The sequence below is a fragment of the Ramlibacter pinisoli genome (assembly GCF_009758015.1).
Taxonomy (GTDB): Bacteria; Pseudomonadota; Gammaproteobacteria; order Burkholderiales; family Burkholderiaceae_C; genus Ramlibacter; species Ramlibacter pinisoli.
Genome location: NZ_WSEL01000009.1, coordinates 549961 through 573629, shown reverse-complemented (window position 1 = coordinate 573629; position 23669 = coordinate 549961). Strand labels below are relative to the sequence as shown.

Genomic DNA, 23669 nt, shown 5'->3' with positions numbered 1-23669 from the left:
AGTTTGTCCTTCAGCATCTGACAGGACGGGCAGGCATGAAAGTCGTGTTGTTTTGCGGTGGATTGGGCATGCGCATCCGTGATGCCGAAAACGTGCCGAAGCCGCTGGTGCACATCGGGCACCGGCCGCTCCTGTGGCACGTCATGAAGTACTACGCGCATTTCGGCCACAAGGATTTCATCCTCTGCCTCGGTTACCGCGCCGACGCGATCAAGAACTACTTCCTGAACTACAACGAGTGCGTCTCGAACGACTTCGTGCTCTCCGGCGGCGGCCGGAACGTGGAGCTCATGGGCCGCGACATCGAGGACTGGCGCATCACGTTCGCCGACACCGGCATCTCGTCGAACATCGGGCAGCGGCTGCGGGCCGTGCAGAAGTACCTGCAGGGGGAGGATGAGTTCCTGGTCAACTACAGCGACGGCCTGACCGACCTGCCGCTGACCGAGCACCTCGATTACTTCCACCAGCACGGCAAGGTGGCCAGTTTCATGTGCGTGCGGCCGAACCTGAGCTACCACGTGGTCTCACTCCAACCCGGCAGCAACATGGTGGCCGACATCCGCCCCATCGACAACGGCGCGATCCGCATCAACGGCGGCTACTTCATCTTCAACAAGCAGATCTTCGAGTACATGCGCGACCGCGAGGAGCTGGTGGAGGAGCCGTTCCGCCGCCTCGCGAGCGACCAGCAGCTGCTGGCCTACGTGTACGACGGCTTCTGGGCCAGCATGGACACCATCAAGGACAAGCAGCACCTGGAGAACCTGTACTCGACCGGCAACGCCCCCTGGGAGGTGTGGAAGGCCGGCAAGGCCGCGGCGGTCGAGCGCCGCACGGACGTTCCCGCGGGGCAGTGACCGCGGACCACGCATGCTGCCGCTGTCCCTGGCCCGCGATCCGTCCGGCCCGCTCGAGCTGCTGTTCCTCGGCGCGCACTGCGACGACATCGAGATCGGCTGCGGCGGCACCATCCTGCAGTTGCTGGCGCAGCGACCGCACGCGCAGGTCACCTGGGTGGTCTTCAGTTCCGACGCCGTCCGCGAGCAGGAGGCGCGTGCCGGCGCGGCCCGCTTCCTCGGCGATGCCGCAGGGCGGGCCCGTGTCGTGGTCCGGCAGTTCCGGGACGGCTACTTCCCCTACCAGGGCGCCGAGGTCAAGCAGTGCTTCGACGAGCTGCGCCAGGAAGTCGATCCGGATGTGATCTTCACCCATCACCGCGACGACCGGCACCAGGACCACCGCACGGTCAGCGACCTGACCTGGAACACCTGGCGGCGGCACCTGATCCTGGAATACGAGATCCCCAAGTACGACGGCGACCTGGGCACGCCCAACCTCTACAGCCCGCTGCCGCAGGCGATGGTCGAGCGCAAGGCCCGCATCATCCGGGAGGTCTACCGCTCGCAGGCCGGCAAGGACTGGATGGCGGAGGACACCTTCCTCTCGATCGCCCGGCTGCGCGGCATCGAAAGCGGCGCGCCCGAACGGCACGCCGAGGCGTTCCACTGCCGCAAGCTAGTGCTGGGCGCGTGAGGGGGCGGCGGCTGCCGGCGCCAGCAGGTCGTGCTGCAGCAGCAGCCTGGCGGCTTCGTGGATGCGCTCGAACGGCAGGCCGGCACGCTCGGCGATGTCCAGCAGGCCATGGCGCCCGTCGGACTGGTTCAGCACCCACAGCATGGCCATCTCCAGGTCCCGGATGCTGGTGCCACCCATGGCGCCATAGAGTCCCCGCTTGCCCAGCTGCGGTTCGCACTTCGGATTCAGGTTGACGTAGGCGAGGTCGTGCTCCAGGACCTGCACGACCGACAGCACTGTCGCCAGCGAATCGGCCAGCTGGCCGGGCGTGACGAAGCCGGGGTCGTCGGCCGACGTGTGGTACTGCGGGAACTGGCCGTAGTGGCTGCGCATCAGGCAACCCACCGGCAGGTCGAACCCGGGCGAGCAGTACTGCCGCTCGTCATAGCCGTAGGGAGAGAAGTCCAGGAGGGCGTGCTCGCCCCGGGAGTGCCGCAGCACGTGCCGGACCGCGGCGTCGATGGGCGCGTCGCCCCGGCGGCTGCGCTTGTACGTGAAGTTGCCGCTGTCGCCCAGGCAGGTGAGCACCAGGCCGTGCCGGATGGCCTTGGCCTGCTCCTCGTTGCGGCTGAGCCAGGTGATCGATCCGATCGTGCCCGGGATGAACACGAAGCGATAGGTGTGGCGGTGCGGCACCCCGGCCAGGTGCCGCGCCAGGAACGTGGCCACCGCGATCCCCGACAGGTTGTCGTTGCACAGCGAGGGGTGGCAGGTGTGGCAGGAGAGCAGCACCTCGGAGCTCTCGCTGCCAGGCAGCACGCATTCGCCGTAGGTCAGGTGGCCGGGCTCGAGGGTGGTATCGATGCACACCTCGTAGTCGTCCTCGGCCATGCCCTCCAGCTGCCGGTGCGGCAGGCAGAACCCCCACGACTCGCGGTAGTAGGAGGTGCGGTACGGGATGAGGTCGGGCTGGTCGGGAAGGCTGTGGAGGTGCGGGCGCAACTCGGCCAGCGACATCCGCGCGCGAACGGGCACGCTGTAGCTGACCACGTGCAGGTTGTGGCGGCGGAAGTCGATCACCCGCTGGCCGCGCGAGTCCTTGACGTAGGCGTCGCGGATGTTCCATTCCCGCGGCACGGTCCAGTCGAACGCCGGCGTTCCGCTGGGCACCTCGTGCACCTGCAGCGGGATGTCCTGCTGCAGGCGGGCCAGCGTCTGCCGCACACCGTCCCCGGTGATGCTGCGGCAGATCGGGTACAGCTCGCGCACCAGCGCATGCATGGCCGCGCCGTCCGGTGCGGGCTCGCCGGCGGAGCCGGCCGGGTTGCTCACCCAAGGATCTCCACGTCCGGGATCGGCACCACGCAGCGGCCTCCCCACTCGCGGATGTACGACAGCTGCTCCCGGATCTCGTCCTTCAGGTTCCACGGCAGGATGAAGACGTAGTCGGGCCGGGTCTCGCGGATCTTCTCCGGGGCGAAGATCGGGATGTGGGTGCCGGGCAGGAACTTCCCGTGCTTGTAGGGGTTGCGGTCGACGGTGTAGTCCAGGAAATCGCTGCGGATGCCGCAGTAGTTCAGCAGGGTGTTGCCCTTGCCGGGCGCGCCGTAGCCGACGATGGTCTTGCCGTCGCGCTTGGCGTCGATCAGGAACGCCAGGATGCGGCGCTTGGTCGCCTTCACCTGCTCGTCGAACGCGCGGTAGGTCTCCATGCGCGCGAATCCCGCCAGTTCCTCGCGCCGGGCCAGCTCCCGCACCCGCTCGCCGACGGGGTGCGGGCCGCTGTCTGCCAGCTGCGCATAGACGCGCAGGGAGCCGCCATGGGTGGGCAGCTCCTCGACATCGAACACCGCGAGGCCGGACTTGGCCAGGATCCTCATCGCCGTGGTGAACGACAGGTAGGAGAAGTGCTCGTGGTAGATCGTGTCGAACTGGTTGCCTTCCATCAGGCGCATGAGGTGGGGGAACTCCAGCGTGACCACGCCCCGCGGCTTGAGCAGCAGCCGCATGCCGTCGGCGAAGCTGCGGATGTCCGGCACGTGGGCGAAGACGTTGTTGCCCAGGACGAGGTCGGCGCGGGTGCCGCCGCGCACCATCTCGGCCGCCAGTTCCCGGCCGAAGAACCGCACCAGGGTCGGGATGCCCTTCTTCACGGCTTCCCGCGCGACGTTGGCAGCCGGTTCGACGCCCAGCACGGGAATGCCCTTCTCGACGAAATACTGCAGCAGGTAGCCGTCGTTGCTGGCCAGTTCGACGGCGAGGCTGCCGGCGCCGAGACCGAAGCGCTCGACCATCTTGTCGGTGTAGGCCTTCGCGTGGGCCAGCCAGCTGGTGGAGTAGGAGGAGAAGTAGGCGTATTCGGTGAAGATGGCCTGCGGGCTGACGTATTCCTCCAGCTGCACCAGGAAGCACTGGTCGCACACGTGGACGTGCAGCGGATAGAACGGCTCCATCTGGTTGAGCTGCTCTGCGGCGATGAAGCTCTCGCAGGGCGGCGACATGCCCAGGTCGGTGAAGGTGTGGTGCAGCGCGGAGCCGCAGAACCGGCATGTTGCCTGGCGGGGCGCACCCGTGGTGGTGGCGCCGAGCCGTTCCAGAATCGTCGACATCAAGTTCTCCCTGCTTTGCACGGTTGCGTCGGCCGGCCGCCAACGAAGGCTCGGCCGTTTTCATTATTGGGGCTGATCCGTGTTCACGCACATCCAGCCCCGTCGGACGTTGGAGTGCCCCCGCGTAGGACGCCAGCCATGCGCGCCCTCATGCCTGCTTCACCATGGGCCGCATGCAGATCTCGGTGATCTCCACGTTGCGCGGCGCCTGCAACGCGTGCAACGCGGCCGCCGCGACGTCGGCCGGTTGAATCAGCAGCTCCGGGCGGTAGGGTTTGCCTTCCACGCCATGCAGTTCCTCCTGCATCGCCGTCGCGGTGCGGCCCAGATAGAGGCTGAGGACGCGCACGCCGCCAGGGTTCACTTCCGCACGCAAGCTGTCGGCCATCGCCCGCAACGCATGCTTGGTGGCAGCGTACTGGCCCACGTTGGCTCCGGCCGAGAGCCCGGCGGAGGAGTTCACGAACACGACCTGGCCTCGCGCAGCCAGGAGGGCGGGCAGGAGAACCTGGGTGAGTGCGTAGGGTGCACGCACGTTGGTCCGGTAGTGGTGGTCGAACTGGTCGGCGCTGGCCGTCGCGAACGACCCGTGTCGGATGACACCGGCCGAATGGACCAGGATGTCGAGCGAGGGAAGGTCCCTGCGCAGCGTGTCCAGCAGCGACCCGAGGTCCTGTTCCGAGGCCAGGTCGGCCTGGTAGCAGCGGGCGCGGCCACCGCTTGTGCGGGCCTGCTGCGCGACCGCCTCCAGCGCCCCGGGGCGCCGGCCCACCAGGGACAGGTCGGCGCCGTGCGCCGCGAGCGCCAGCGCGATCGCCCTGCCGACGCCGCTGCTGGCGCCGGTGACGAGGGCAGTGCGATCCTGCAGCGGGTTCATGGCTCGGCCATTGTTCGATGCGGGGCCGCAACGCAGGAGCGGCCGATACGGATGGGCCCTGTCGGATGCTGGCGGGCCGCTCTGTCGGACAACATCCAAAATGGGCCATGGATGCCTTGCGGCCAGCTGGGCCTCCGTATAGTTCTGCCGTGCAGGCCGCCCTTGAGGCCTAGCCGAACCAGCCGGGCAACCGCTGCGATGGACACCCGAGGAGCACCTTGATGCAGCCGCGAATCCTGTTCCTGATCATGTCGGCGGTCAGCAGGCCTGAGACCGTCGACCAGCTGGCTGGGACATTGGCTCCGCACGTCGCGCTGGTCCACCACGATTTCTCGCAGACGCCGCACTTTCCCCTCGATGCGCCCAACGTGCGGCTGGTCCCTGAGCCGAAGCGCACCGGCTGGGCGTATTTCGGGTTCGTCGACGGCATCTTCCACTCGCTGCGCCACGCGTTGCGCAACTTCGAGTTCGACTACCTCCAGTTGCTCAGCCCCACCTGCCTGCCGATCAAGCCGATCGCCCAGTTCGAGGCCTGCGTGGACGGCGGCGCGCAGGCCCATTTCGACTGCATCGACCTGCTCGGCGACCGCGATGCGCTGATGAGCGTGGGCTACCGGGCCTTCACGCCCCAGGACACCTGGCGCCACCGCGTCGCCCGGCAGGCGTCCAACCTGTACTTCGGCAACTCGCCGGGACGCCGCGACGAGGCCGGCATCTGGCTGCACAGCGGAGAGGGCAGGGGGCTGCTGTCCTGGCCGTCCGCCCTCTTGATCAAGGCCCTCGCGCGGCCCGCGATCGGGCGCCATCCCTTCGGCGAGGCCTTCCGCCCGTACTACGGGTCGGCCTGGTTCGGCGCCCGGCGCGAGATGGTCGAGGGCATGGTGCGCCTGTTCGAGCGGCCGGGCGTGCGCGACTATTTCAGCGGCCTGCGCATTGCCGAGGAATTCCTGTTCCCGACGCTGCTGATGCAGCTGGCCGCGACACGTGGCCCGATGAACCACGAGATCCAGAGGTTCGACGGCGCGCACGTGGGGACCTTCGGCGAGGGCGACCTGCAGCTGCTGCGCGACTCGCCCGCCTACTTCGCCCGCAAGTTCCCGGACGATCCCGCTGCGCCGGTGCGCCAGCGGGTGGTGGGCGAGCTGTTGCGGGACGGCAGCGCGCCGTCGCCCGCGGCGCCGGTGCGGCTGCATTCGGTGCCCAGTGTCCGTCCCCGTGCCACCGCCGCCAAGCCCGGCACACATGTCCAGCATGCACCGGGCGTGGCCCGCGACGCGAGGACGATGCGCCCATGATCTTCACGGCGACGGAGCTGCCCGGGGCCACGGTTGTCGACCTCGAGCCGCGCCGGGATGAGCGTGGGCAATTCGCCCGGACCTGGTGCGAGCGGGAGTTCGCCGCCCACGGCCTGCCGTCGCGCATGGTGCAGGGCAGCGTCTCGGTCAACCACCAGGCCGGCACCCTGCGTGGCATGCATTTCCAGGGCGCACCGCACCAGGAAGACAAGCTCGTGCGCTGCCTGCGGGGCGCCGTCTGGGACGCCATCGTCGACCTGCGCCCGGAATCGCCCACCTATTGCCGCTGGATCGGCGTGGAACTGACCGAATCGAACGGCCGCATGCTGCTGGTGCCCAAGGGATTCGCCCACGGCTTCATCACGCTCACCGACGACGCCGTGGTCAGCTACCAGATGTCGGCCTTCTACGAGCCGACGGCCGAGCGCGGCGCGCGCCACGACGACCCCGCCTTCGACATCCGCTGGCCGCAGCCGGTGCGGCAGATCTCCGACAAGGACCGGTCCTGGCCGGACTTCATTCCCGAGCCGGGCCGGTCGCCCGGCGCGCTCGAAAGGATGCATCCATGAAATTGCTGGTCACCGGGGTGGAGGGCTACATCGGCTGCCTGCTGGCGCCGCTGCTGCAGGCGCGCGGGCACGACATCGTCGGATTCGACACCGGGTACTACCGCGACGGATGGCTGTTCAGCGACCGCACCCTGGTTCCGCACTTTCCGCGCACGGTCAACGGCGACATCCGCCAGCTTCCGCCCGAGTTGCTGCAGGGCGTCGACGCCGTCGTGCACCTGGCCGAGCTGTCCAACGACCCGCTGGGCGAGAACGTTCCCGAACTCACGTTCGAGATCAACCACCGCGCGTCGGTGCGCCTGGCCGAGCTGGCAAGGGCGGCCGGCGTGAAGCGCTTCGTCTACACCTCCTCCTGCAGTGTCTACGGCGTGGCCGACGGGGCCGAGCCGATGACCGAGCGCTCGCCGGTCAACCCGCAGACCGCCTATGCCCGGTGCAAGACGCTGGTCGAGCGCGATGTCGCCGCCCTGGCGACGCCCGCGTTCTCGCCGACCTTCCTGCGCAATGCCACGGCCTACGGCGCCTCGCCGCGGATGCGGTTCGACATCGTGCTGAACAACCTGTGCGGGATCGCTGCCACCACCGGCAAGATCGCGATGACCAGCGACGGCACGCCGTGGCGGCCGCTGGTGCACGTGCTGGACATCTGCGAGGCGATCGCCTGCGCGCTGGAGGCACCCCAGGACGCGGTGCACGGCGAGGTCTTCAACGTCGGCCACGACGCCGACAACTACCAGGTACGCGAGATCGCGGAGATCGTGGCCGGCGTCTATCCGGGCTGCGAGCTGACCTTCGGCCCGAGCGGCGGCGACAACCGCAGCTACCGCGTCGATTTCGCCAAGATCCACCGGCAACTGCCCGGCTTCCGCTGCACCTGGGATGCGCGCAAGGGCGCACGCCAGCTGCACGACGTGTTCACCCGCATCGGACTGGATGCGGCCGGCTTCGCGGCCAACCCGTTCACCCGGCTCAAGCAACTGAAATACCTCAGCGCGTCGGAGCAGATCGACGACCGCTTCTACTGGCGCTACTAGTGCGGCACGGCCGCCGGGGCGCAGTGGGGCCGCATCGGCCGGGCGCCCTTGGTCGTCGCACGCCTGACTGACGACGCCGGTTGCGCCCGCGGGCTGACGGCGCCTGCCGGCGCGAGCCCGTAGGATCGGCGCCCATGGCCCATTCCCCTGCCGTCGCCGGTGCCGCCGACGCCCGCTCCGGTTTCCTGACGTTGTTCAGCGCGGTCATGCTGCCCATGTTCCTGGCCGCGGTCGACCAGACGCTGCTGGCGGCGGCGACCCCCCGCATCGCACGCGACCTCGGTGGCCTGTCCGACACCTCCTGGATCGCGGTCGGCTACCTGCTGGCCGCCACCATCGCCGCACCGCTCTACGGCCGGATGGGCGACCGCTACGGGCGCCGCAACGTCCTGCTGGTGGCGCTGGCCGTGTTCGTTGCCGGGTCGCTCGCCTGTGGCATGGCGCGCGACATGCATTTCCTGATCGGCGCCCGCGTGCTGCAGGGGCTGGGCGGCGGCGGCCTCATGGTGCTGTCGCAGTCCCTCATCGGTGAACTGGTGCCGCCATCGGAGCGGCCGCGCTACCAGGGCTATTTCGCGGCCGTGTTCACGGTCTCCAGCGTGGGCGGCCCGGTTATCGGCGGCTTCGTCGTCAACCACGGCGACTGGCGCTGGCTGTTCCTGGTCAACCTGCCGCTGGGCCTGGTGGCCGCCTGGCGGGTGGCATCGCTGCCGCGGCCGGCACGCTCGGCCGTGCGAGACGCGCCGTACGACCCGATGGGCGTGGTGCTGTTCGCGACCTGTGCCGCCAGTGCGCTGCTCTGGCTGAGCCTGGTGGGGCACCGCTTCCCGCTGCTGTCGGCGGTGAGCGCAGGCCTGCTCGCGCTGGCGGCCGGCAGCGGCGCGCTGCTTGCATACCAGCAGCGCCGGCACCCGTTTCCCTTCCTGCCCCTGGACGTGCTGCGGGTGCCGGGCGTCGGCTGGGTCTGCCTGTCGGTCATGGGGTTCTCGGGCTCGATGTTCGCGCTGGTGTTCCTGCTGCCGATCTACCTGCAGGTGGGACAGAACACCAGCGCCACCGGCGCCGGCCTGCAGCTGCTGCCCCTGACCATCGGCATGGTGGTGGGCTCGACGCTCAACGCCCGCTTCAGCAGCCGCAGCCAGCGCAGCGGTGTGCTGCCGCCCTGGGGGCTGGGCACCGCCGCCGTGGCCTTGTTCGGGCTGGCCGTGCTGCCGCCGTCGCACCTGGGCATCTCGGTCGCCGCGGCGCTGTGCGGGATGGGCTTCGGCACCGTGATGCCGAGTGCGCAGATCGCCGTCCAGGTCCTGGGCGGCCGGGAACGGCTGGGCGCCGCATCCGCCCTGTTGTCGATCACCCGGTCGACCGGCGCGGCCGTCGGCACCGCGGCCTTCGGTGGCCTGGCCTTCGCGTTGCTGAACCTGCGCGCCGGCGGCGGCGAAGGGGCCACGGTGCGACTGGACGGCCTGGATCCGGGGCAGGTGACCCATGCCTTCCACATCGTGTTCGGCGTCGTGGCCCTGTATGCCGCGGCCGGCGCGTTCTTCGCCAGCCGGGCCCCGCGCATGGACCTGGCCGGCCGCACGCCGGCCGCCCCCTCAGCCGACTGACGCCAGCAGACGCCGGACTTCGCGCCGCGCCTGCTGCCCGAGGTCGCGCAGGTCGATGCCGGGCAGGCGGCCCTGCGAGACGACAGGCTGCCCGGCCACCAGCAAGGCGTGCAGGTGCGCCGCCCCGCCACTGGCCACCGGCCCGATCGCGGGATCGTGCAGGCCGAAGTAGCGCGGATCGTCGTCCAGCCGGTAGATCGCGAGGTCGGCCGCCTGGCCCGGCTGGAGGGTGCCAACGGCGTCCAGCCCGAGCACCTGCGCGCCGCCGGCCGTGCCCCAGCGCACCACGTCCTCCACGGTCGCCGCGGCGGCAGCCTGCGCCTCGCCCTGGCCGCCCCGGTAGCGGGCGACGGCGGCATCGCCGGCGCGCGCACGTTGCAGCAGCCAGGCGGCATGCGTCTCGGACAGCATGTCCGCCGCCTCGTTGGACGCCGCACCGTCGACGCCGATGGACACCGCCGCGCCGGCCGCCTCGAGCTGGCGCACGGGCGCGATGCCGCTGCCCAGCCGGCCGTTGCTTTGCGGGCAGTGGGCGATGCCGGTGCCGGTGGCGCCGAGCAGCGCGATCTCGTCGGGGTCGAGCTTGACCAGGTGCGCGAACCAGACGTCCGGGCCCAGCCAGTCGACCGACTGACAGAACTGCACCGGTTTCATGCGGTGCAGGTCGTGCACCGTGTCCTGGTAGGCCACGGTCTCGGACAGGTGCGAGTGCAGGCGCAGCCCGCGTGCCCGGGCGAAGGCGGCCGTCTCACGCAGTTCGTCCGGGCGCATCGCGTGCGGCGGTGTCGTCGGTGCGACCACGACGCGGTGCATGGCATCGGGCGCAGGATCGTGCCAGCGTGACGCGAGGCGCTCGACGTCGGCCAGGTAGGTGTCGAGCGGCTCCGGCTGCAGCGAGGGCGGCAGGTCGGCCAGGGCCACGCGCGACAGGGTGCCGCCGCCGCGGCACAGCACGAAGCGCAGGCCCAGCGCCTGCGCCTCCTCGAACAGCACCGCCGAGCCGTCGTACGGCATGCCGGGCCAGTAGTGGTAGTTGTGGTCGGCGACCGTGCCGCAGCCGGACAGCGCCAGTTCCACCAGGCCGATGCGGGCGGCCAGGCGGAACATGGCCTCGTCCATGTGCGGCCGCAGGCGCCAAGGCGTGGCCTGCAGCCAGGGCCCCAGCGTGGCATCCAGCCCCCTGGGGTCGCCCTTGAGCAGCGACTGGAACAGGTGGTGGTGCGTGTTCACCCAGGCCGGGTAGATGACGCAGTCCGTCGCATCGAGCTGGGCCTCGCCGGGTTCGGGCGCCAGGGCGCCCATGGCGGCGATCCGGCCGTCGCGCAGCCGGATGTCCGGGCCGCGGTGGCGTGCCTCACCGCCCTTGAGGCCCGTGAGGATGGCCGTCGCGTTGCGAATGAGGAGCGAACTCATGCCGACGTGATGGGGATCGTGCGCGACACCGGCGCCGAGCCACGGTAGACCTCCTCCTCGCCATGGGCGCGCAGCAGCGCGAGCAGCTGCTTGCGGATGACGAGGCCCGGCTTGTCGGACGCCATGTGGAACTCGGCCCGGCGGCTGGTGTCCACACAGGCGTCCGGGTCGGTCGCCTCCAGGATGTCCTTGTCCTCGGCCGTGATCTGCGCATCCCAGTCGATCAGCTCCTGCGTGCTGCACTCGGCCTCGGTGTCGTTCCGGTACAGCCACTGCACCAGCATGATGCGGTCGTCGTCGATGGGCGTCGCGCAGTTGTAGATGATGTGCGCGCGGCCGCTGGCCGGGTAGGTGCAGCCGAAGCGGCGCGCGAAGGGCAGGTAGTAGCGGTTGACCAGGTGCCGGTCGGTGATCGGGTCCGTGGTGCCCGTGATGCGATGGCTCTGCTGCGGATTGCGGATCGGCACCGTGGTGATGGCCTCGAAGCCGTAGTCGGTCTCCTCGAAGCTGTAGGGCGCCGGCTTGGGGTTCTCGAGGATGCCGAAGTTCGCCTTGTGCACGTACGAGAAGTGCGAGTTGTCGAACGAGTTCTCCATCATGCGCAGCGGCGCGGTCTTCCATTCCTCGTAGAACTGGAAGATCCGCCGGAAACCGGGCGCGCCGTCCTCCGGGAAGTGCGGGATGGGCTGCAGCGGGTCCTCGAGCGCCACCCACACGTAGCCGTATTTCTCCTGGGCCCGATAGGCCGGCACCCGGGCGCCGGCCGGGATCTGCAGGTCGGGCTGCTGGGGAATGCGCACGCAGGCGCCGGTGCAGTCGTAGGTCCAGCCGTGGTAGCCGCAGACGAGGTTGCCGTTCTCGACGAAGCCTTTCGAGAGCTTCGCGGTGCGATGGCAGCAGCGGTCGCGCACGGCCGCCGGCGTGCCGTCGGCCTGCTTCCAGAGCACGATGTCCTCGCCCATCAGCCGGAAGGGGCGGGGGCCCTGGTCGAGGAACGACATGGGCATGAGCGCGTACCAGAAGCGGCGCAGGACGTTTTGTCGCGTGGTCAGCATGGGGCTGTCTCCCTCTCGGGCGACGGCGCTGCGCTGGGCCAGCCGTGCACCTCGGTTTCGCCGTGGGCGTGCAGCAGTTCCAGGAGCCGGCGGCGCATGATCATTCCGGGCCGGTCGCTCAGCATGCTCTGCTCGTCGCGGCGGCCGACGTCGACGGGGGCGTCGGCATCGACCGATTCCAGGATGACCCGGTCCTCCTCGACCACCCGGCGGTCCCAGGCATTCAGTTCCTCGGCGGAGCAGTCGGCCTCGGAGTCGTTGCGGTACAGCCACTGGATCAGGCGGATCCGGTGGTCGTCGATCGGCGTCGCCGCCGTGTACAGGTTGTGCAGCAGGCCGTTCGGGTACGCCAGCCCCAGCCGCCGCAGGAACGGCAGGTGCCACTGGTTGTGGAAGTGGCGCGTGGTCGTGGGCTCGGTGCTGCCGGTGATGCGGTGCGACGCCGGGGGATTGTTGATCGGCACGATGGCCTCGGCCTCGAAGCCATAGTCGGTCTCGCGCAGCTCGAAGAACCTGGGCTTGGGCTGGTCGCCCTGGCCGAAGGTGCCCTTGTGCACGAAGGCGAAGTGCGCCGTGTCGAACGAGTTCTCCATCATGCGCAGCGCACCGGTGTTCCAGGTTTCGTCCATCTGGTGGATGCGGCGGAAGGCCGGGTCGTTCTCCTCGGGGGTGTCGGGCAGGGGCACCAGCGGGTCCTCGAGGGCGACCCAGGCGTAGCCGAACTTCTGCGCGCAGTGGTAGGCCGGCACCCGGGCACCGGCCGGGATCTGCAGGTCGGGCTGCTGCGGGATGCGCACGCAGGCGCCGCTGCAGTCGTAGGTCCAGCCGTGGTAGCCGCAGACGATGTGGTCGCCCTCGACGAAGCCCCTGGAGAGCTTCGCGGTGCGGTGGCAGCAGCGGTCGCGCACGGCGGCGGGCGAGCCGTCGGCCTTCTTCCACAGGACGATGGGCTCGCCCAGCAGGGTGAAGGGTTGCGGTCCGGCATCGAGCCGGTCCATCGGCATCACGGCGTACCAGAAGCGCCGCAGGACGGGTTGTCGGGTGACGAGCATGGGCGGGGTCCTGGCTCGTTCAGGGCATGACCTTCAGGTCCTTGACGAACTGCGTCGTGTACGCCTGCTGCCAGTTGGCGATGGGCTTGACCTGGCCGCTGGTGACCATCAGGTCGTAGGTCTGCTTCCAGCGCGCGTCGGTCATGATGCCCACGCCCATCCGGGCAGCGTCGCCGGCGCCGAGGAAGTTGATCTCCTTCATGCGCCGCACGCCGTAGGCGATCAGGTCGTCCTCCATCTTGGGGTTCTCCTGCTTGATCAGCGCGTTGCCGGGTGCAGGGTTGTCCAGGTAGCTCTTGTAGCCTTCGATGGTGGCCTTCACGAAGCGCTGCACGACATCCGGCTTGTCCTTGGCCATCTTCTGGGTGGTGACGATGGTGTTGCCGTAGGGGGGATAGCCGTCGTCGGCGAACAGGAAGAACTTCACCTTCTGGCCGGCCTTGTCGGCGATGAAGGTCTCGGAGGTCGGGAACCCCTGCTGCACCACCGACTTGTCGGCGAAGAACGGCTGCATGCTGAAGCTGTAGGGCCGGGTCTGTTCGTCCTTGTAGCCGTACTTGATCTTCAGCCACGGCCACCAGCTGCTGCGCCCGCTGGTGGCCAGCAGAACGGTCTTGTCCTTCAGGTCGCCCAGGCCGTTCACGTCGGGATGCGTGACCATTCCCTGTGGCTCTTTCTGGAACAGCGCCGCGACGGTCACCAGCGGCACGCCCTGCTCGATGGCCGACAGGGTCTGGAAGTCCTTGCCCATGATGAAGTCGGCCTGGCCCGCCGCGATGAGCTGGACCGAGTTGACCTGCGGCCCGCCCATCTTCACGGTGACGTCCAGGCCGTACTTCTTGTAGATGCCGGTCGCCAGGGCCTGGTAGTAGCCGCCGTGCTCGGCCTGGGCATACCAGGAGGTGAGGATGGACACCTTGTCCTGCGCGTGGACCGCCGTGGCGGCTGCCGCGAGGGCGAAGACGGTGAAGAAGGATCTGGCCTGCATGCGGTTCTCCGGTGATGTCGATGGAACAAGGCGCACCGATCAGGTGCGCGGCGGGACCCTCGTCCCGCCACCGGAGCAATGACCCGCGGCCTGCGCCACTGACTGCTTCTACTCCGGGGAGCGATTTGCAAGAGGCGTGCCGGGTGGGAGCGCGATGGGGTGGGGGCGCGGCAGGTGGTGCCTGGCAGGTTCTCATGGTGTGCCGGTCGCGGCTTTGCTTCGCTCGCCCGCGACTGCGCTCCAACTAGCACCGGGCCGGGCTTGCCGGCTCAAACTCACTGCGCGCTAAGCGCTCCGTTCAGACAATGAGCCGGAGTCAGTTCACGATGCGCGCTGGCGCGCGCTCCGCCCGGCCCGGTCCGTCTCCGCCGTCCCACAAATCGACCCTGCCAGGCACCACCTGCCGCGTGGGCAGGCTCTGCCTGATCGACGCGGGTTCGTTCTGCGCTCTGGCGTTTCTGGCAGGCCCCTGGACGGTTCGGTCCCGGCCGGCAGCTCATGCCGGCACCCCATCCATCCACGCCCTGACCTTGCCCGGGTTCAGCAACCCGAGGGGATCGAAGCGTCGCTTCATGGCGAGGGCGCCCGGGGCCAGGGAGCCCTGGGCCCGGCCGTCCTCGACGATGAAGACGTGGGGGTCGTTCACGCGGATGCCGTTCTCGCGGTACAGCCGCATGATCTCCCGCAGCCGCTCCTCGGAGGTGAAGCGCACCAGCTGCAGGGCCGTGCAGACCATGTGACCGTCGATGTTGCGGATGAATTCCGTGTGGGTGAGCACCTCGCCGGCGAAGAACGCCTCCATCCGGCGCACCTGCTCCAGGTGTTGGCCGGGGGTGAAGGCGATCTGCAGGTACGTGAGGGTCATGTCGACCTTCAGGGCATGCAGGGTGGTGTGGTTCCAGGTGTATTCGAGCAGCGTGCGGTTGCTGGTGCGCACCTCCTCGGCGGTCTTGCGGCAGGTGACCTTGCCGCCGAACTGCGCCACCACTTCCTGCAGCGCCGGCTCGCTGGCCGGCGCCACCGCCACGATGCAGGCGTGGCAGCCGGCCGGCAGGTGGTCGGCCAGCTGGCGCAGGTAGTCGGGGATGGGTGCCGCCAGGAAGCACAGCTCGCGCTTGACGATGCCGGTGCTGCGCGAGACGGCGTCGCCGAAGTCCAGCCCGGCATCGAAGCTGTCGAACACCACCAGCTGCTCCACCCAGTCGTGCGCCGGCGCAAGGCCCACCTCGACTTCGAGCACCAGGCCGTTGGTGCCCCACATGTGGTGCAGCTGCAGTGCGTCGCTGCCCCGAAGCTCGACCACCTGGGGCTGCGCCTCGAACGTGATGGCCTTGATGCCCAGCACGTTGCCGCGCGCGGCCAGCGGGCCGTAGTTGATCGAACCGATGCCGCCGAAGCCGCCGCCGTACAGGCCCCCCAGCGTGGCGCTGCGCCAGGTGCTGGGCACGCAGCGCAGTTCCCAGCCGAGCGGCCGGATGGCGCTCTCCAGCTCCGACAGCCGGATGCCGGCCTGCGCCCGGGCCACGCCGTCGCGCGCCCACAGGAAGGCGTTGTAGCCGCTCATGTCCAGGACGACGCCGCCTTGCAGCGGCACGGCCTGGCCGTAGTTGCCGGTGCCGCTGCCGCGCACCGTGACGGGCACGCGCAGGCGCGCGCACAGGGACACGAGCCGCACGATCTCGTCCTGGCTGCGCGGACGCACCACGGCCTGGGCCTGCTTGCCTTCGAGCTGGCGCTTGAGCACGGGGCTGAACCAGGAGAAGTCCTGGGACAGCCGCGCGATGCGGCCGGCGTCCGTGACCCAGTCGAGGTCGGACAGTTCGACTTGCAGGTGTTCGATCGGGTGCACCGGAGCGTTCATGGAGGGCCGAGCGTGGAAGGGGAAGTCAATCTCGCGAGAGTTCGCTGGCGTGCCAGGAGCCGAGCGCCAGCCTGGACAGCCACGCCATCAGCACGAACAGCGCGACGCCGGTCAGCGAGATCAGCAGCAGGGCGGCGAACATGCGCGGGATGTTCAGCTGGTAGCCCGCCATCAGGATCTGGTAGGCCAGCCCGGTGGCCGCCCCGCCGGTGCCGGCGACGAACTCCGCCACCACCGCGCCGATGAGCGCCAGGCCGCTGGAGATGCGCAGGCCGCCGAAGAAGTACGGCAGGGCACTCGGGATGCGCAGGCGCCACAGCGTCTGCACCCGGCTGGCCCGGTTCATCGCGAAGTAGCTTTGCAGGTCCGGATCGATGCTGCGCAGGCCCAGGGTGGTGTTGCTGATGATGGGGAACAGCGCCACCAGCGCGGCACACAGCACCAGCGAGGCGGTGGGATTCTTGACCCAGATGATGATGAGCGGCGCGACGGCCACGATGGGCGTCACCTGCAGCAGCACCGCGTACGGGAAGAGGGCGGTCTCGATGGCGCGGCTCTGGACGAACACGAACGAGACCAGCACGCCGACGAGCACCGCCATCGAGAACGACAGCACCGTGATCTTCAGCGTCACGAGCAGGGCGGTGAACAGCGCGGCCCAGTCGGTGACCAGGGTCTGCAGCATCAGCACCGGCGAGGGCACCAGGTAGGGCGGCAGCTTCAGGCCGGTGACCAGGCCCTGCCAGGCGCCCAGCAGCACGATGGCCACCAGGGCGGGATACAGGACGCGCTGCGCATGGCGCGGCTTGGCAGTGCTCACGACACGCTCTCCTCGTCGGTGTCCCGGCTGGCACGCAGCAGGCTGTCCTGCAGGCGCTTGGCGTATTGCGCGAAGCGCGGCGTCACCATGAAGTCGGGGGTGCGCGGGTACGGTTCGTCGATCGCCACCTCCTCGACGATGCGCCCCGGCCGGGCCGCCATCATCACGACGCGGTTGGACAGGAACACCGCCTCGTGGATGGAGTGGGTGACGAAGATCACGGTCAGCTTCTTCTCGCGCCACAGCGACAGCAGCTCGGTGTCGAGCTTGTGCCGCGTGATCTCGTCGAGGGCGCCGAACGGCTCGTCCATCAGCAGCAGCTGCGGCTGCACGACCAGGCTGCGCGCGATGGACACGCGCATCTGCATGCCGCCGGACAGGTTGCGCGGCAGCGAACCGGCGAACTTCGCCAGTCCCACCAGCGCCAGGGCGTCCTGCACGCGCTGGTCGGCCTCGGCCCGCGGCACGCCCGCCAGGTCGAGCGGCAGCCGCACGTTGGTGGCCACGCTGGCCCAGGGCATCAGCGTGGGCGACTGGAACACGAAGGCCATGCGCCTGCCGGCCTCGTCGAGTTGCTGGACGGGCTTGCGCCACAGCAGCAGGCGGCCGTCGCTCGGCTCCAGCAGGCCCGCCACCATCTTCAGCAGCGTGCTCTTGCCGCAGCCGGATGGCCCCAGCAACGTGATGAACTCGCCTTCCTGCACCGTGAGGTCGACCGGCTGCAGGGCGACGGTACCGTTCGGGTAGGTCTTGTGCGCCGACAGCACCTCCACCGCGGGCGGCGTAGTGGCGCCGGCCTGCGCCGCGGCGTGCAGGGCCGCGGCGGGCGGTTCGCGCATCAAGGCAGCACCTTGGCGGCCTTCACCCAGTCGAGCTTGAAGGCGTCCTCCACCTTCAGCTTCGAGGGCTCGATGAGCTTGTTGTCGACCAGGAAGGCGTAGTTCTGCTTCGCCCGCGCCTCGTTGATGACGCCGATGCCGGCGGTCCTGGCGTCGCCCGAGCCGATGATCCCCATCTCCTTGAGCTTGCCGACGCTGTACGCGAGCTGCTCGTCGGTCATGTTGGGGTTGTCCTTGCGGATCAGCGCATTGCCCGGCGCCGGGTCGGCCAGGTAGGCCTTCCAGCCTTCCATGGTGGCCTTGACGAAGGACTCGACGGCCTTGGGTCGGCTCCTGATGGTCTCTTCCATGCACGACACGGTGGTGGCGTACGAGGTCCAGCCCTGGTCGGCGAACAGGTGGGCATTGGCCTTCACGCCCGCCTTCTGGATGGCGAACGGCTCGGACGTCAGGTAGCCCTGCTGCACCGTGTTCCCGTCGGCCACGAAGGGCTGGATGTTGAAGGTGTAGGGACGCGTCTGCTCGTCCTTGAAACCGTACTTGCCCTTGAGCCACAGCCAGTAGCCGCGCTGGGCCGAGGGAGCGATGAGGATGGTCTTGTCCTTCATCTCCTCGAAGCTCCTGACGTTCTCGTGCGAGATCAGGACCTGCGGATCCTTCTGGAAGATGGCCGCGACGGTGACCACCGGCAGGCCGCCCGCGCGCGCGATCATCATCTGCATGTCGCTCGAGCCCATGATGCAGTCGGCCTGGCCGGCGGCCATGAGCTGCAGGATGTTGACCTGCGGGCCGCCCATCCGGATGGTGACGTCCAGGCCGTGCTTCCTGTAGATGCCCGTGGCCACCGCCTGGTAGAAGCCGCCGTGCTCGGCCTGCGCGTACCAGTTGGTCATGTAGGTGAGCTTCTCCTGCGCCTGCGCGGCGCCGCACAGCGCCAGGCCCAGGCCGGCGGCGAGCAGGGTGCGTGCGAATGGGATCGTCTTCATCGGGGCTCCTCGGTCGTGGGATGCGTGCGGCAGGCAACCAGCAAGGAGCGGGCCAGTCGGCCTATAAGCCGGCCGACGGCGCGCGCTCGATGTGGCCCTGCTGGTGGCCGTGCTCCCAGGAGCCGGCGTCGCGTTCGATCCAGCGCATCTGGTGCAGGTCGGTGATGGCCTGCACCCAGCTGTCGGACAGCGTGTCCAGGATCTCCAGGCCCTGCTCGCGCGTGGCGCCGAGCGGGTTGCCGATGATGCCGCTGGGGCCGAAGTCGCGCGCGGTCCAGGCGCAGGCCGGGCGCCCGTCGGCCGACAGCAGCTTGCTCGGGAACACCGGCGGCACGTTGGCCACCGCCCGCTCCATGTGCACGGTGTCGGGCGCGAGCGCGAGCATCAGCGCCGTCTCCGAATGGCCGGCGTGCATGGCCAGCCGCTTCTCCTCGTCGGAGATGAACCGGCCCGACGCATTGGGCAGGCGCGAGACGTGGAACGGGACGATGAGGAAGTCGCCGTGCCGCAGCCTCAGTTCCCGTGCCGCCATCTCCAGCACCTGCGGCTGGCCGCCGTGGCCGTTGGCCAGCAGCAGCTTGCGGAATCCCGCCCGGTAGACCGACTCGCCGATCTCGGTGACGCTGGCCAGCAGGGTCGGGCCCGTGAGCGTCATGGTGCCGGGGAAGTGCAGGTGCTCGTCGCTCTTGCCGTAGGTGATGGGCGCCATCCCGAACGCCGGGATGCTGGCCGGCAGCTTCTCGAGTGCCTTGCCGAGCACGCCGCTGGCGATGACGCTGTCGACCGAGCACGGCAGGTGCGGCCCGTGCTGCTCGATGGCGCCCACTGGAAGCACGATGACGGTGTCGGCCTTGTCGGGCAGGCCGTCGATGGCTGTCCAGCTGAGATAGGGCAGGAAGCGGTGCGGCGGGATGTAGCCGTGCAGCATGGGTGTCTCCAGCAAACAGGACAAGCGGGGCGGCGCGCCGGCCGCCGGTCAGGCGAAACGGGTGAAGGCCTGGCCGACCGAGCGCAGGAAGCGCGCCAGCCTGGTTCGGTGGCCACGTTCAGGTGGTCGCAGGCGCGGTGGTCGACGTGTTCCGTGTTGCCGGTGAGGCCGCGCAGTAGCGATGCGGCGGGCCCATGGAGATGGCCGTCCAGCGCAGGCGGCCGTGCAGTGCCGCATGGAAACTGGTCTCGAGGACGCATGACGGCCTCACCGCACCGCCCGCGGGCCGCTCGCACCGAAACCGTGCGAGCAGGCGGCGTGGCCGTGGAGGAGGGAGGGCGGGAAGGTCTCGGGGCGGGTCATGGGATGCGCAGGCATCCGCAAACCCTGTGCCAACGGCTGGGACCACCCGATCCACTGTCGGGTCGCTGCCTCTTTTTTCAGCGATCTGGCGGAGCCCAGTATCCACGCCGCTTTGCCCCTGGGCACCACTGCTTTCGCACAGAGTTGTCCACACCAGTTGTGGGTTTCCTCCTACGCCGCGGTGGCCCGGCGTCCGGCAGGACGCGCGCCGTCAGCGGCGCTGGGACTTGGCGATCTTCGAGGACTTGGTGGTCTTGGCGGGTGCCGGCTTCGCGCGCGGCACGGCGGCCACGGCGTGCGGGCCGTGGGTGCGCGGGGTCGCACGTGCGGCGGCGCGGACCGGCAGGTAGACGACGACCTGCTGACCGGCACGGAACGCCGCCGATGCGCCGACGTTGTTCCATTCGGCGACCTGCGCCGGCGCGACCTTGTAGCGCCGCGCGATGCTGGCCACCGACTCGTTGCGGCCGGCCTTGACCGTGGTGCGGCGCTGGGTGACCTCCGGCGCCAGGCTCAGCTGGCCGTTGTCGGCCAGGTGCTCGGCCACGTCTTCCTGCTTGGAGGGCGGCCTGGCCACCACCAGCACCGAGCCGGCCTTGATGAGCATGCGCGGCGGGATGGCGTTGACGCTGCGCAGCTCGTTCTCGTTCATGCCGACGCGGCGTGCGGCTTCGCCCACGCTCATCGTGCCGGGCACGGTCCAGGCGGTCCAGCTGGCGAAGCGGCCCTCGTTGTACTCGGACATGTTGCGCTGGAACACCTGGGCGTTGTCCCAGGGCAGCAGGATCTGCGGCGTGCCGGCCGCCAGCACCACGGGCCGGTTGAGTTGCGGATTCAGCGCCTTGAAGTCGTCCAGCTCGATGCCCGCCAGCCGCGCCGCCAGGTCGATGTCGATGTCGCGGCCGACGGTCACGGTGTCGAAGTACGGGTGGTTCTCGATCACCGGCAGCTCGGCGCGGAAGCTGTCCGGATTGGCGACGATGTTCTTCACCGCCTGCAACTTGGGAACGTAGTTGCGCGTCTCGTTGGGCATCGACAGGTCGACGTAGCGCGTGCCCAGCCCGGCCCGCTGGTTGCGCGCGATGGCGCGCCCGACGTTGCCTTCGCCCCAGTTGTAGGCCGCCAGGGCCAGGTGCCAGTCGCCGAACATGCCGTACAGCCGCTGCAGGTAGTCGAGCGCCGCGCGGGTCGAGGCCAGGACGTTGCGGCGGTCGTCGCGGAACAGGTTCTGCTTGAGGTCGTAGTCGCGGCCGGTGCCGGGCATGAACTGCCACATGCCGGCGGCGCGGGCGCTGGAGACGGCCTGCGGGTTGAAGGCGCTCTCGATGAAGGGCAGCAGGGCCAGCTCGACCGGCATGCCGCGCCGCTCGAGCTCCTCGACGATGTGGAACAGGTACTTGCGCGACCGGTCCGTCATGCGCTGCATGTAGTCGGGCCGGGTGGCGTACCACTGCTCCTGCTGGCGCACCAGGTCGCCTTCGAGGTTGGGCATCGCGTAGCCACGGCGGATGCGGTCCCAGAGGTCGGCCGGCGGCTGGGTGGCGGCGACGCCGCGCGAGGAGGCGTCGGCGGGCGTGATTGGCTTGAGGGGACCGGCGGGCACCGCGGCGGCCGGCGGCGTCGCCGGGACCGAGGACGTGACGCCTTCGCTCGAGAGAGGGGGGAGGGTGGTGTCGGTCGGCGCTGTCGCGCAGCCGGCCAGCCACACGGCGAAGGCCAGGGCGGCCAGCGTTGAAAACTTCATCGGTACTCGTTCTTCCATTGGCGGATGGCGGCGAAGACCGCCACGTCATCCTCGGCGGGTGCGCCGTTGAAGGCATGGGCGGCCTGCCGCACGCCGGGCGAGCGGGTGCGCAGGAAGGGATTCACGGCCCGCTCGAGTCCGATGGTGGACGGCAGGGTCGGGGTGCCTTCGCGGCGCAGCGCCTCGCAGCGCTGCTGGTATTGCTGCAGCTCGCCATTGCCGGGTTCGACGGCGCGCGCGAACCGCAGGTTGGACAGCGTGTACTCGTGCGCACAGCACACGAGGGTGGCCGGCGGCAGGGCCGCCAGGGCATCGAGCGACGCCAGCATCTGGGCCGGCGTGCCTTCGAACAGGCGGCCGCAGCCGCCGGAAAACAGGGTGTCGCCGCAGAACACGACCGGGCGGCCTTCGGCGGCCGGCCCCGAGGGCGTGTCGAGCGGGCAGTGGCTCGTGTAGTAGGCGATGTGGCCGGCGGTGTGGCCGGGCACCTCCAGCACCTGGAAACGCACGCCCAGGACGTCGACCGTGTCGCCCTGGACGAGCGCCGTGTGGGGCGCGGGCACGGACTCGGCGGCCGGTCCCCAGACCGCAGCCCCGGTGGCCTCGTGCAGGCGCGCCACGCCACCCACGTGGTCGGCGTGGTGGTGCGTGACTAGAATCGCGTCCAGTTGCAGGCCGTCCCGCTGCAGGGCATCGAGCACCGGCTGCGCCTCGCCGGGGTCCACGACCAGGGCCCGCCGCCCGTTGTGCAACAACCAGAGGTAGTTGTCCTGGAACGCGGGCAGGGGAATCAACTTCATGAGCGACGCGATTATAGGAATGCACGAGTGGTTCGAAACGCCACCCGGCCGGTACCTGCTGGCCTGGGAGCGGGCCGAGTTCGACCGTGCCGTCGCCGACATCTTCGGCTACCACGCGTTGCAACTCGGGCTGCCGGAACTCGACACGCTGGCGGCCAACCGCATGCCGCACCGCTGGCTGGGCCTGCGCGAGCCCCATGCCCCGGCCGACATCCGCCGCCCGGCGCTGTGGACCGAGTACGCCGCGCTGCCGTTCGAAGCCCACAGCCTCGACCTGGTGGTGCTGCCGCATTCGCTGGAACTCAACCCCGACCCCCACGCCACCCTGCGCGAGGTCGAGCGCGTGCTGGTGCCGGAAGGAAAGGTCGTGATCAGCTGCCTCAACCCGCACAGCCTGTGGGGTGTGCGCCAGCGCCGCGCGCAGCTGTATCGCCGGTTCGGACTGGGCGAGCTGTTCCTGCCCGAGGCCGGCGAGTTCATCGGCTACCGGCGCCTGCGCGACTGGCTGCGACTGCTGAACTTCGAGGTCGAGACCGGCAACTTCGGCTGCTGGCGCCCCGCCTTCGCCACCGACAAGTGGCTGGGCCGCTTCGACTGGATGGATCGGGCCGGCGAACGCTGGTGGCCCATCCTGGGCGCCGTCTACTTCATCGTGGCCACCAAGCGCGTGCGCGGCGTCAAGCTGATGGCCAGGCGCTGGAAGCCGGCCAAGTCCATTGCCACGGCCCCGGTGCCGCTGGCGAACCGCAGCCGTCCCGCCGGCTCGCCGCAACCCGAATTGACCGGAGAGACTGTTTGAACGAAGTCGTGATCTACACCGACGGTGCCTGCAAGGGCAACCCGGGTCCCGGTGGATGGGGCGTGGTGCTCAAGTCGGGCGCCACCGAGAAGGAGCTGTACGGCGGGGAGCTGGGCACCACAAACAACCGCATGGAGATGATGGCGGTGATCCAGGCGCTGGAGGCGCTGAAGCGGCCGTGCTCGGTGACGCTGTGGCTCGACAGCCAGTACGTCCTGAAGGGCATCACGGAATGGCTTCCTGGCTGGAAGGCCAAGGGCTGGCGCACGGCCGCCAAGGCGCCGGTGAAGAACGTCGAACTCTGGCAGCGCCTCGACGGGCTGGTGCAGGGGGGCGGCCACGCCATCGACTGGCGCTGGGTGCGGGGCCACAACGGCGATGCCGGCAACGAGCGTGCCGATGCGCTGGCCAACATGGGCGTGGAAGTTGCTCTCGGCCGCCGCAAGGCGCCGTTGTAAAGAAGCCGTAAAGTCCCCAACCCATCCGCTGCAGCGCCCCGGTGTTCGGGCATT

22 protein-coding genes are annotated in these 23669 nt (G+C 69.5%); 8 read left to right on the top strand and 14 right to left on the bottom strand.

Annotation, left to right across the window (positions count from 1 at the left end; genetic code table 11):
- The first annotated feature begins 35 nt into the window (after positions 1–35).
- Positions 36–860, top strand: a complete 825-nt coding sequence (locus GON04_RS17245) for a sugar phosphate nucleotidyltransferase (RefSeq protein ID WP_157399277.1) — start codon at positions 36–38, stop codon at positions 858–860.
- A gap of 13 nt (positions 861–873) precedes the next feature.
- Positions 874–1536, top strand: coding sequence for a PIG-L deacetylase family protein (locus GON04_RS17240; RefSeq protein WP_157399276.1), 663 nt, complete (start codon positions 874–876; stop codon positions 1534–1536).
- On the opposite strand, the gene GON04_RS17235 is transcribed toward GON04_RS17240, so the two are convergent.
- From GON04_RS17235 to GON04_RS17225, 3 genes are all read right to left on the bottom strand, one after another.
- Complete coding sequence (locus GON04_RS17235; RefSeq protein ID WP_198349322.1) at positions 1519–2850, bottom strand: DUF4910 domain-containing protein; 1332 nt, start codon at positions 2848–2850, stop codon at positions 1519–1521. The two genes, GON04_RS17240 and GON04_RS17235, sit on opposite strands and share 18 nt — an antisense overlap.
- The gene (locus tag GON04_RS17230) at positions 2847–4127 is read right to left on the bottom strand and encodes a class I SAM-dependent methyltransferase (RefSeq protein ID WP_157399275.1); all 1281 of its coding nucleotides are present in this window, start codon (positions 4125–4127) and stop codon (positions 2847–2849) included. Before GON04_RS17230 ends, GON04_RS17235 begins: the two co-directional genes overlap by 4 nt.
- 148 nt (positions 4128–4275) lie before the next feature.
- Positions 4276–5004 carry an SDR family oxidoreductase gene (locus GON04_RS17225; RefSeq protein ID WP_157399274.1) on the bottom strand — a complete coding sequence of 243 codons (729 nt, stop codon included), beginning with the start codon at positions 5002–5004 and terminating at the stop codon, positions 4276–4278.
- Positions 5005–5225: 221 nt separating this feature from the next.
- Between GON04_RS17225 and GON04_RS17220 the strand changes: the two genes are divergently transcribed.
- The 4 genes from GON04_RS17220 to GON04_RS17205 all read left to right on the top strand — a co-directional run bounded on the left by GON04_RS17220 (position 5226) and on the right by GON04_RS17205 (position 9509).
- Positions 5226–6299 carry a core-2/I-branching beta-1,6-N-acetylglucosaminyltransferase family protein gene (locus tag GON04_RS17220; RefSeq protein WP_157399273.1) on the top strand — a complete coding sequence of 358 codons (1074 nt, stop codon included), beginning with the start codon at positions 5226–5228 and terminating at the stop codon, positions 6297–6299.
- A complete protein-coding gene (gene rfbC / locus GON04_RS17215; protein WP_157399272.1) occupies positions 6296–6868 on the top strand; it encodes a dTDP-4-dehydrorhamnose 3,5-epimerase in 573 nt (190 codons plus the stop codon). Before GON04_RS17220 ends, rfbC begins: the two co-directional genes overlap by 4 nt.
- A complete protein-coding gene (locus tag GON04_RS17210; RefSeq protein WP_157399271.1) occupies positions 6865–7902 on the top strand; it encodes an NAD-dependent epimerase/dehydratase family protein in 1038 nt (345 codons plus the stop codon). Before rfbC ends, GON04_RS17210 begins: the two co-directional genes overlap by 4 nt.
- 134 nt (positions 7903–8036) lie before the next feature.
- Complete coding sequence (locus GON04_RS17205) at positions 8037–9509, top strand: MFS transporter (RefSeq protein ID WP_157399270.1); 1473 nt, start codon at positions 8037–8039, stop codon at positions 9507–9509.
- Here GON04_RS17205 and GON04_RS17200 read toward each other — a convergent pair.
- From GON04_RS17200 to gloB, 11 genes are all read right to left on the bottom strand, one after another.
- Positions 9498–10922 (bottom strand): amidohydrolase family protein, encoded by a 1425-nt coding sequence (locus GON04_RS17200; RefSeq protein WP_157399269.1) that lies wholly within the window; start codon positions 10920–10922, stop codon positions 9498–9500. The genes GON04_RS17205 and GON04_RS17200 overlap by 12 nt on opposite strands.
- Entirely contained in the window at positions 10919–11977 is a 1059-nt protein-coding gene (locus GON04_RS17195; protein WP_157399268.1) for an aromatic ring-hydroxylating dioxygenase subunit alpha, read from the bottom strand. The genes GON04_RS17200 and GON04_RS17195 overlap by 4 nt, the downstream gene beginning before the upstream one ends.
- A complete protein-coding gene (locus tag GON04_RS17190; protein WP_157399267.1) occupies positions 11971–13029 on the bottom strand; it encodes an aromatic ring-hydroxylating dioxygenase subunit alpha in 1059 nt (352 codons plus the stop codon). Before GON04_RS17190 ends, GON04_RS17195 begins: the two co-directional genes overlap by 7 nt.
- Before the next feature lie 19 nt (positions 13030–13048).
- Positions 13049–14017, bottom strand: a complete 969-nt coding sequence (locus GON04_RS17185; protein ID WP_157399266.1) for an ABC transporter substrate-binding protein — start codon at positions 14015–14017, stop codon at positions 13049–13051.
- 496 nt (positions 14018–14513) lie between these two features.
- Positions 14514–15878 carry an FAD-binding oxidoreductase gene (locus tag GON04_RS17180; RefSeq protein ID WP_157399265.1) on the bottom strand — a complete coding sequence of 455 codons (1365 nt, stop codon included), beginning with the start codon at positions 15876–15878 and terminating at the stop codon, positions 14514–14516.
- A gap of 25 nt (positions 15879–15903) precedes the next feature.
- A complete protein-coding gene (locus GON04_RS17175; protein ID WP_338050995.1) occupies positions 15904–16698 on the bottom strand; it encodes an ABC transporter permease in 795 nt (264 codons plus the stop codon).
- The gene (locus GON04_RS17170) at positions 16695–17537 is read right to left on the bottom strand and encodes an ABC transporter ATP-binding protein (protein ID WP_157399264.1); all 843 of its coding nucleotides are present in this window, start codon (positions 17535–17537) and stop codon (positions 16695–16697) included. Before GON04_RS17170 ends, GON04_RS17175 begins: the two co-directional genes overlap by 4 nt.
- A complete protein-coding gene (locus tag GON04_RS17165) occupies positions 17537–18523 on the bottom strand; it encodes an ABC transporter substrate-binding protein (protein ID WP_157399263.1) in 987 nt (328 codons plus the stop codon). Before GON04_RS17165 ends, GON04_RS17170 begins: the two co-directional genes overlap by 1 nt.
- 61 nt (positions 18524–18584) lie before the next feature.
- Positions 18585–19451 (bottom strand): creatininase family protein, encoded by an 867-nt coding sequence (locus tag GON04_RS17160; protein WP_157399262.1) that lies wholly within the window; start codon positions 19449–19451, stop codon positions 18585–18587.
- A 574-nt stretch (positions 19452–20025) separates the two neighbouring features.
- Positions 20026–21558 (bottom strand): transglycosylase SLT domain-containing protein, encoded by a 1533-nt coding sequence (locus GON04_RS17155; protein ID WP_157399261.1) that lies wholly within the window; start codon positions 21556–21558, stop codon positions 20026–20028.
- Entirely contained in the window at positions 21555–22358 is an 804-nt protein-coding gene (gloB, locus tag GON04_RS17150; RefSeq protein WP_157399260.1) for a hydroxyacylglutathione hydrolase, read from the bottom strand. The genes GON04_RS17155 and gloB overlap by 4 nt, the downstream gene beginning before the upstream one ends.
- On the opposite strand from gloB, the gene GON04_RS17145 reads away from it, so the two are divergent.
- A complete protein-coding gene (locus tag GON04_RS17145) occupies positions 22357–23157 on the top strand; it encodes a class I SAM-dependent methyltransferase (protein ID WP_232533145.1) in 801 nt (266 codons plus the stop codon). The genes gloB and GON04_RS17145 overlap by 2 nt on opposite strands.
- Positions 23154–23615 carry a ribonuclease HI gene (gene rnhA, locus GON04_RS17140; protein ID WP_157399259.1) on the top strand — a complete coding sequence of 154 codons (462 nt, stop codon included), beginning with the start codon at positions 23154–23156 and terminating at the stop codon, positions 23613–23615. The genes GON04_RS17145 and rnhA overlap by 4 nt, the downstream gene beginning before the upstream one ends.
- Positions 23616–23669: the final 54 nt, after the last annotated feature.

Coding starts and splice junctions, on each gene's coding strand:
- GON04_RS17245 (WP_157399277.1), top strand. CDS start 36: ATGAAAGTCGTGTTGTTTTGCGGTGGATTGGGCATGCGCATCCGTGAT.
- GON04_RS17240 (WP_157399276.1), top strand. CDS start 874: ATGCTGCCGCTGTCCCTGGCCCGCGATCCGTCCGGCCCGCTCGAGCTG.
- GON04_RS17230 (WP_157399275.1), bottom strand. CDS start 4,127: ATGTCGACGATTCTGGAACGGCTCGGCGCCACCACCACGGGTGCGCCC.
- GON04_RS17225 (WP_157399274.1), bottom strand. CDS start 5,004: ATGAACCCGCTGCAGGATCGCACTGCCCTCGTCACCGGCGCCAGCAGC.
- GON04_RS17220 (WP_157399273.1), top strand. CDS start 5,226: ATGCAGCCGCGAATCCTGTTCCTGATCATGTCGGCGGTCAGCAGGCCT.
- rfbC (WP_157399272.1), top strand. CDS start 6,296: ATGATCTTCACGGCGACGGAGCTGCCCGGGGCCACGGTTGTCGACCTC.
- GON04_RS17210 (WP_157399271.1), top strand. CDS start 6,865: ATGAAATTGCTGGTCACCGGGGTGGAGGGCTACATCGGCTGCCTGCTG.
- GON04_RS17205 (WP_157399270.1), top strand. CDS start 8,037: ATGGCCCATTCCCCTGCCGTCGCCGGTGCCGCCGACGCCCGCTCCGGT.
- GON04_RS17200 (WP_157399269.1), bottom strand. CDS start 10,922: ATGAGTTCGCTCCTCATTCGCAACGCGACGGCCATCCTCACGGGCCTC.
- GON04_RS17195 (WP_157399268.1), bottom strand. CDS start 11,977: ATGCTGACCACGCGACAAAACGTCCTGCGCCGCTTCTGGTACGCGCTC.
- GON04_RS17190 (WP_157399267.1), bottom strand. CDS start 13,029: ATGCTCGTCACCCGACAACCCGTCCTGCGGCGCTTCTGGTACGCCGTG.
- GON04_RS17185 (WP_157399266.1), bottom strand. CDS start 14,017: ATGCAGGCCAGATCCTTCTTCACCGTCTTCGCCCTCGCGGCAGCCGCC.
- GON04_RS17180 (WP_157399265.1), bottom strand. CDS start 15,878: ATGAACGCTCCGGTGCACCCGATCGAACACCTGCAAGTCGAACTGTCC.
- GON04_RS17170 (WP_157399264.1), bottom strand. CDS start 17,537: ATGCGCGAACCGCCCGCCGCGGCCCTGCACGCCGCGGCGCAGGCCGGC.
- GON04_RS17165 (WP_157399263.1), bottom strand. CDS start 18,523: ATGAAGACGATCCCATTCGCACGCACCCTGCTCGCCGCCGGCCTGGGC.
- GON04_RS17160 (WP_157399262.1), bottom strand. CDS start 19,451: ATGCTGCACGGCTACATCCCGCCGCACCGCTTCCTGCCCTATCTCAGC.
- GON04_RS17155 (WP_157399261.1), bottom strand. CDS start 21,558: ATGAAGTTTTCAACGCTGGCCGCCCTGGCCTTCGCCGTGTGGCTGGCC.
- GON04_RS17145 (WP_232533145.1), top strand. CDS start 22,357: ATGAGCGACGCGATTATAGGAATGCACGAGTGGTTCGAAACGCCACCC.
- gloB (WP_157399260.1), bottom strand. CDS start 22,358: ATGAAGTTGATTCCCCTGCCCGCGTTCCAGGACAACTACCTCTGGTTG.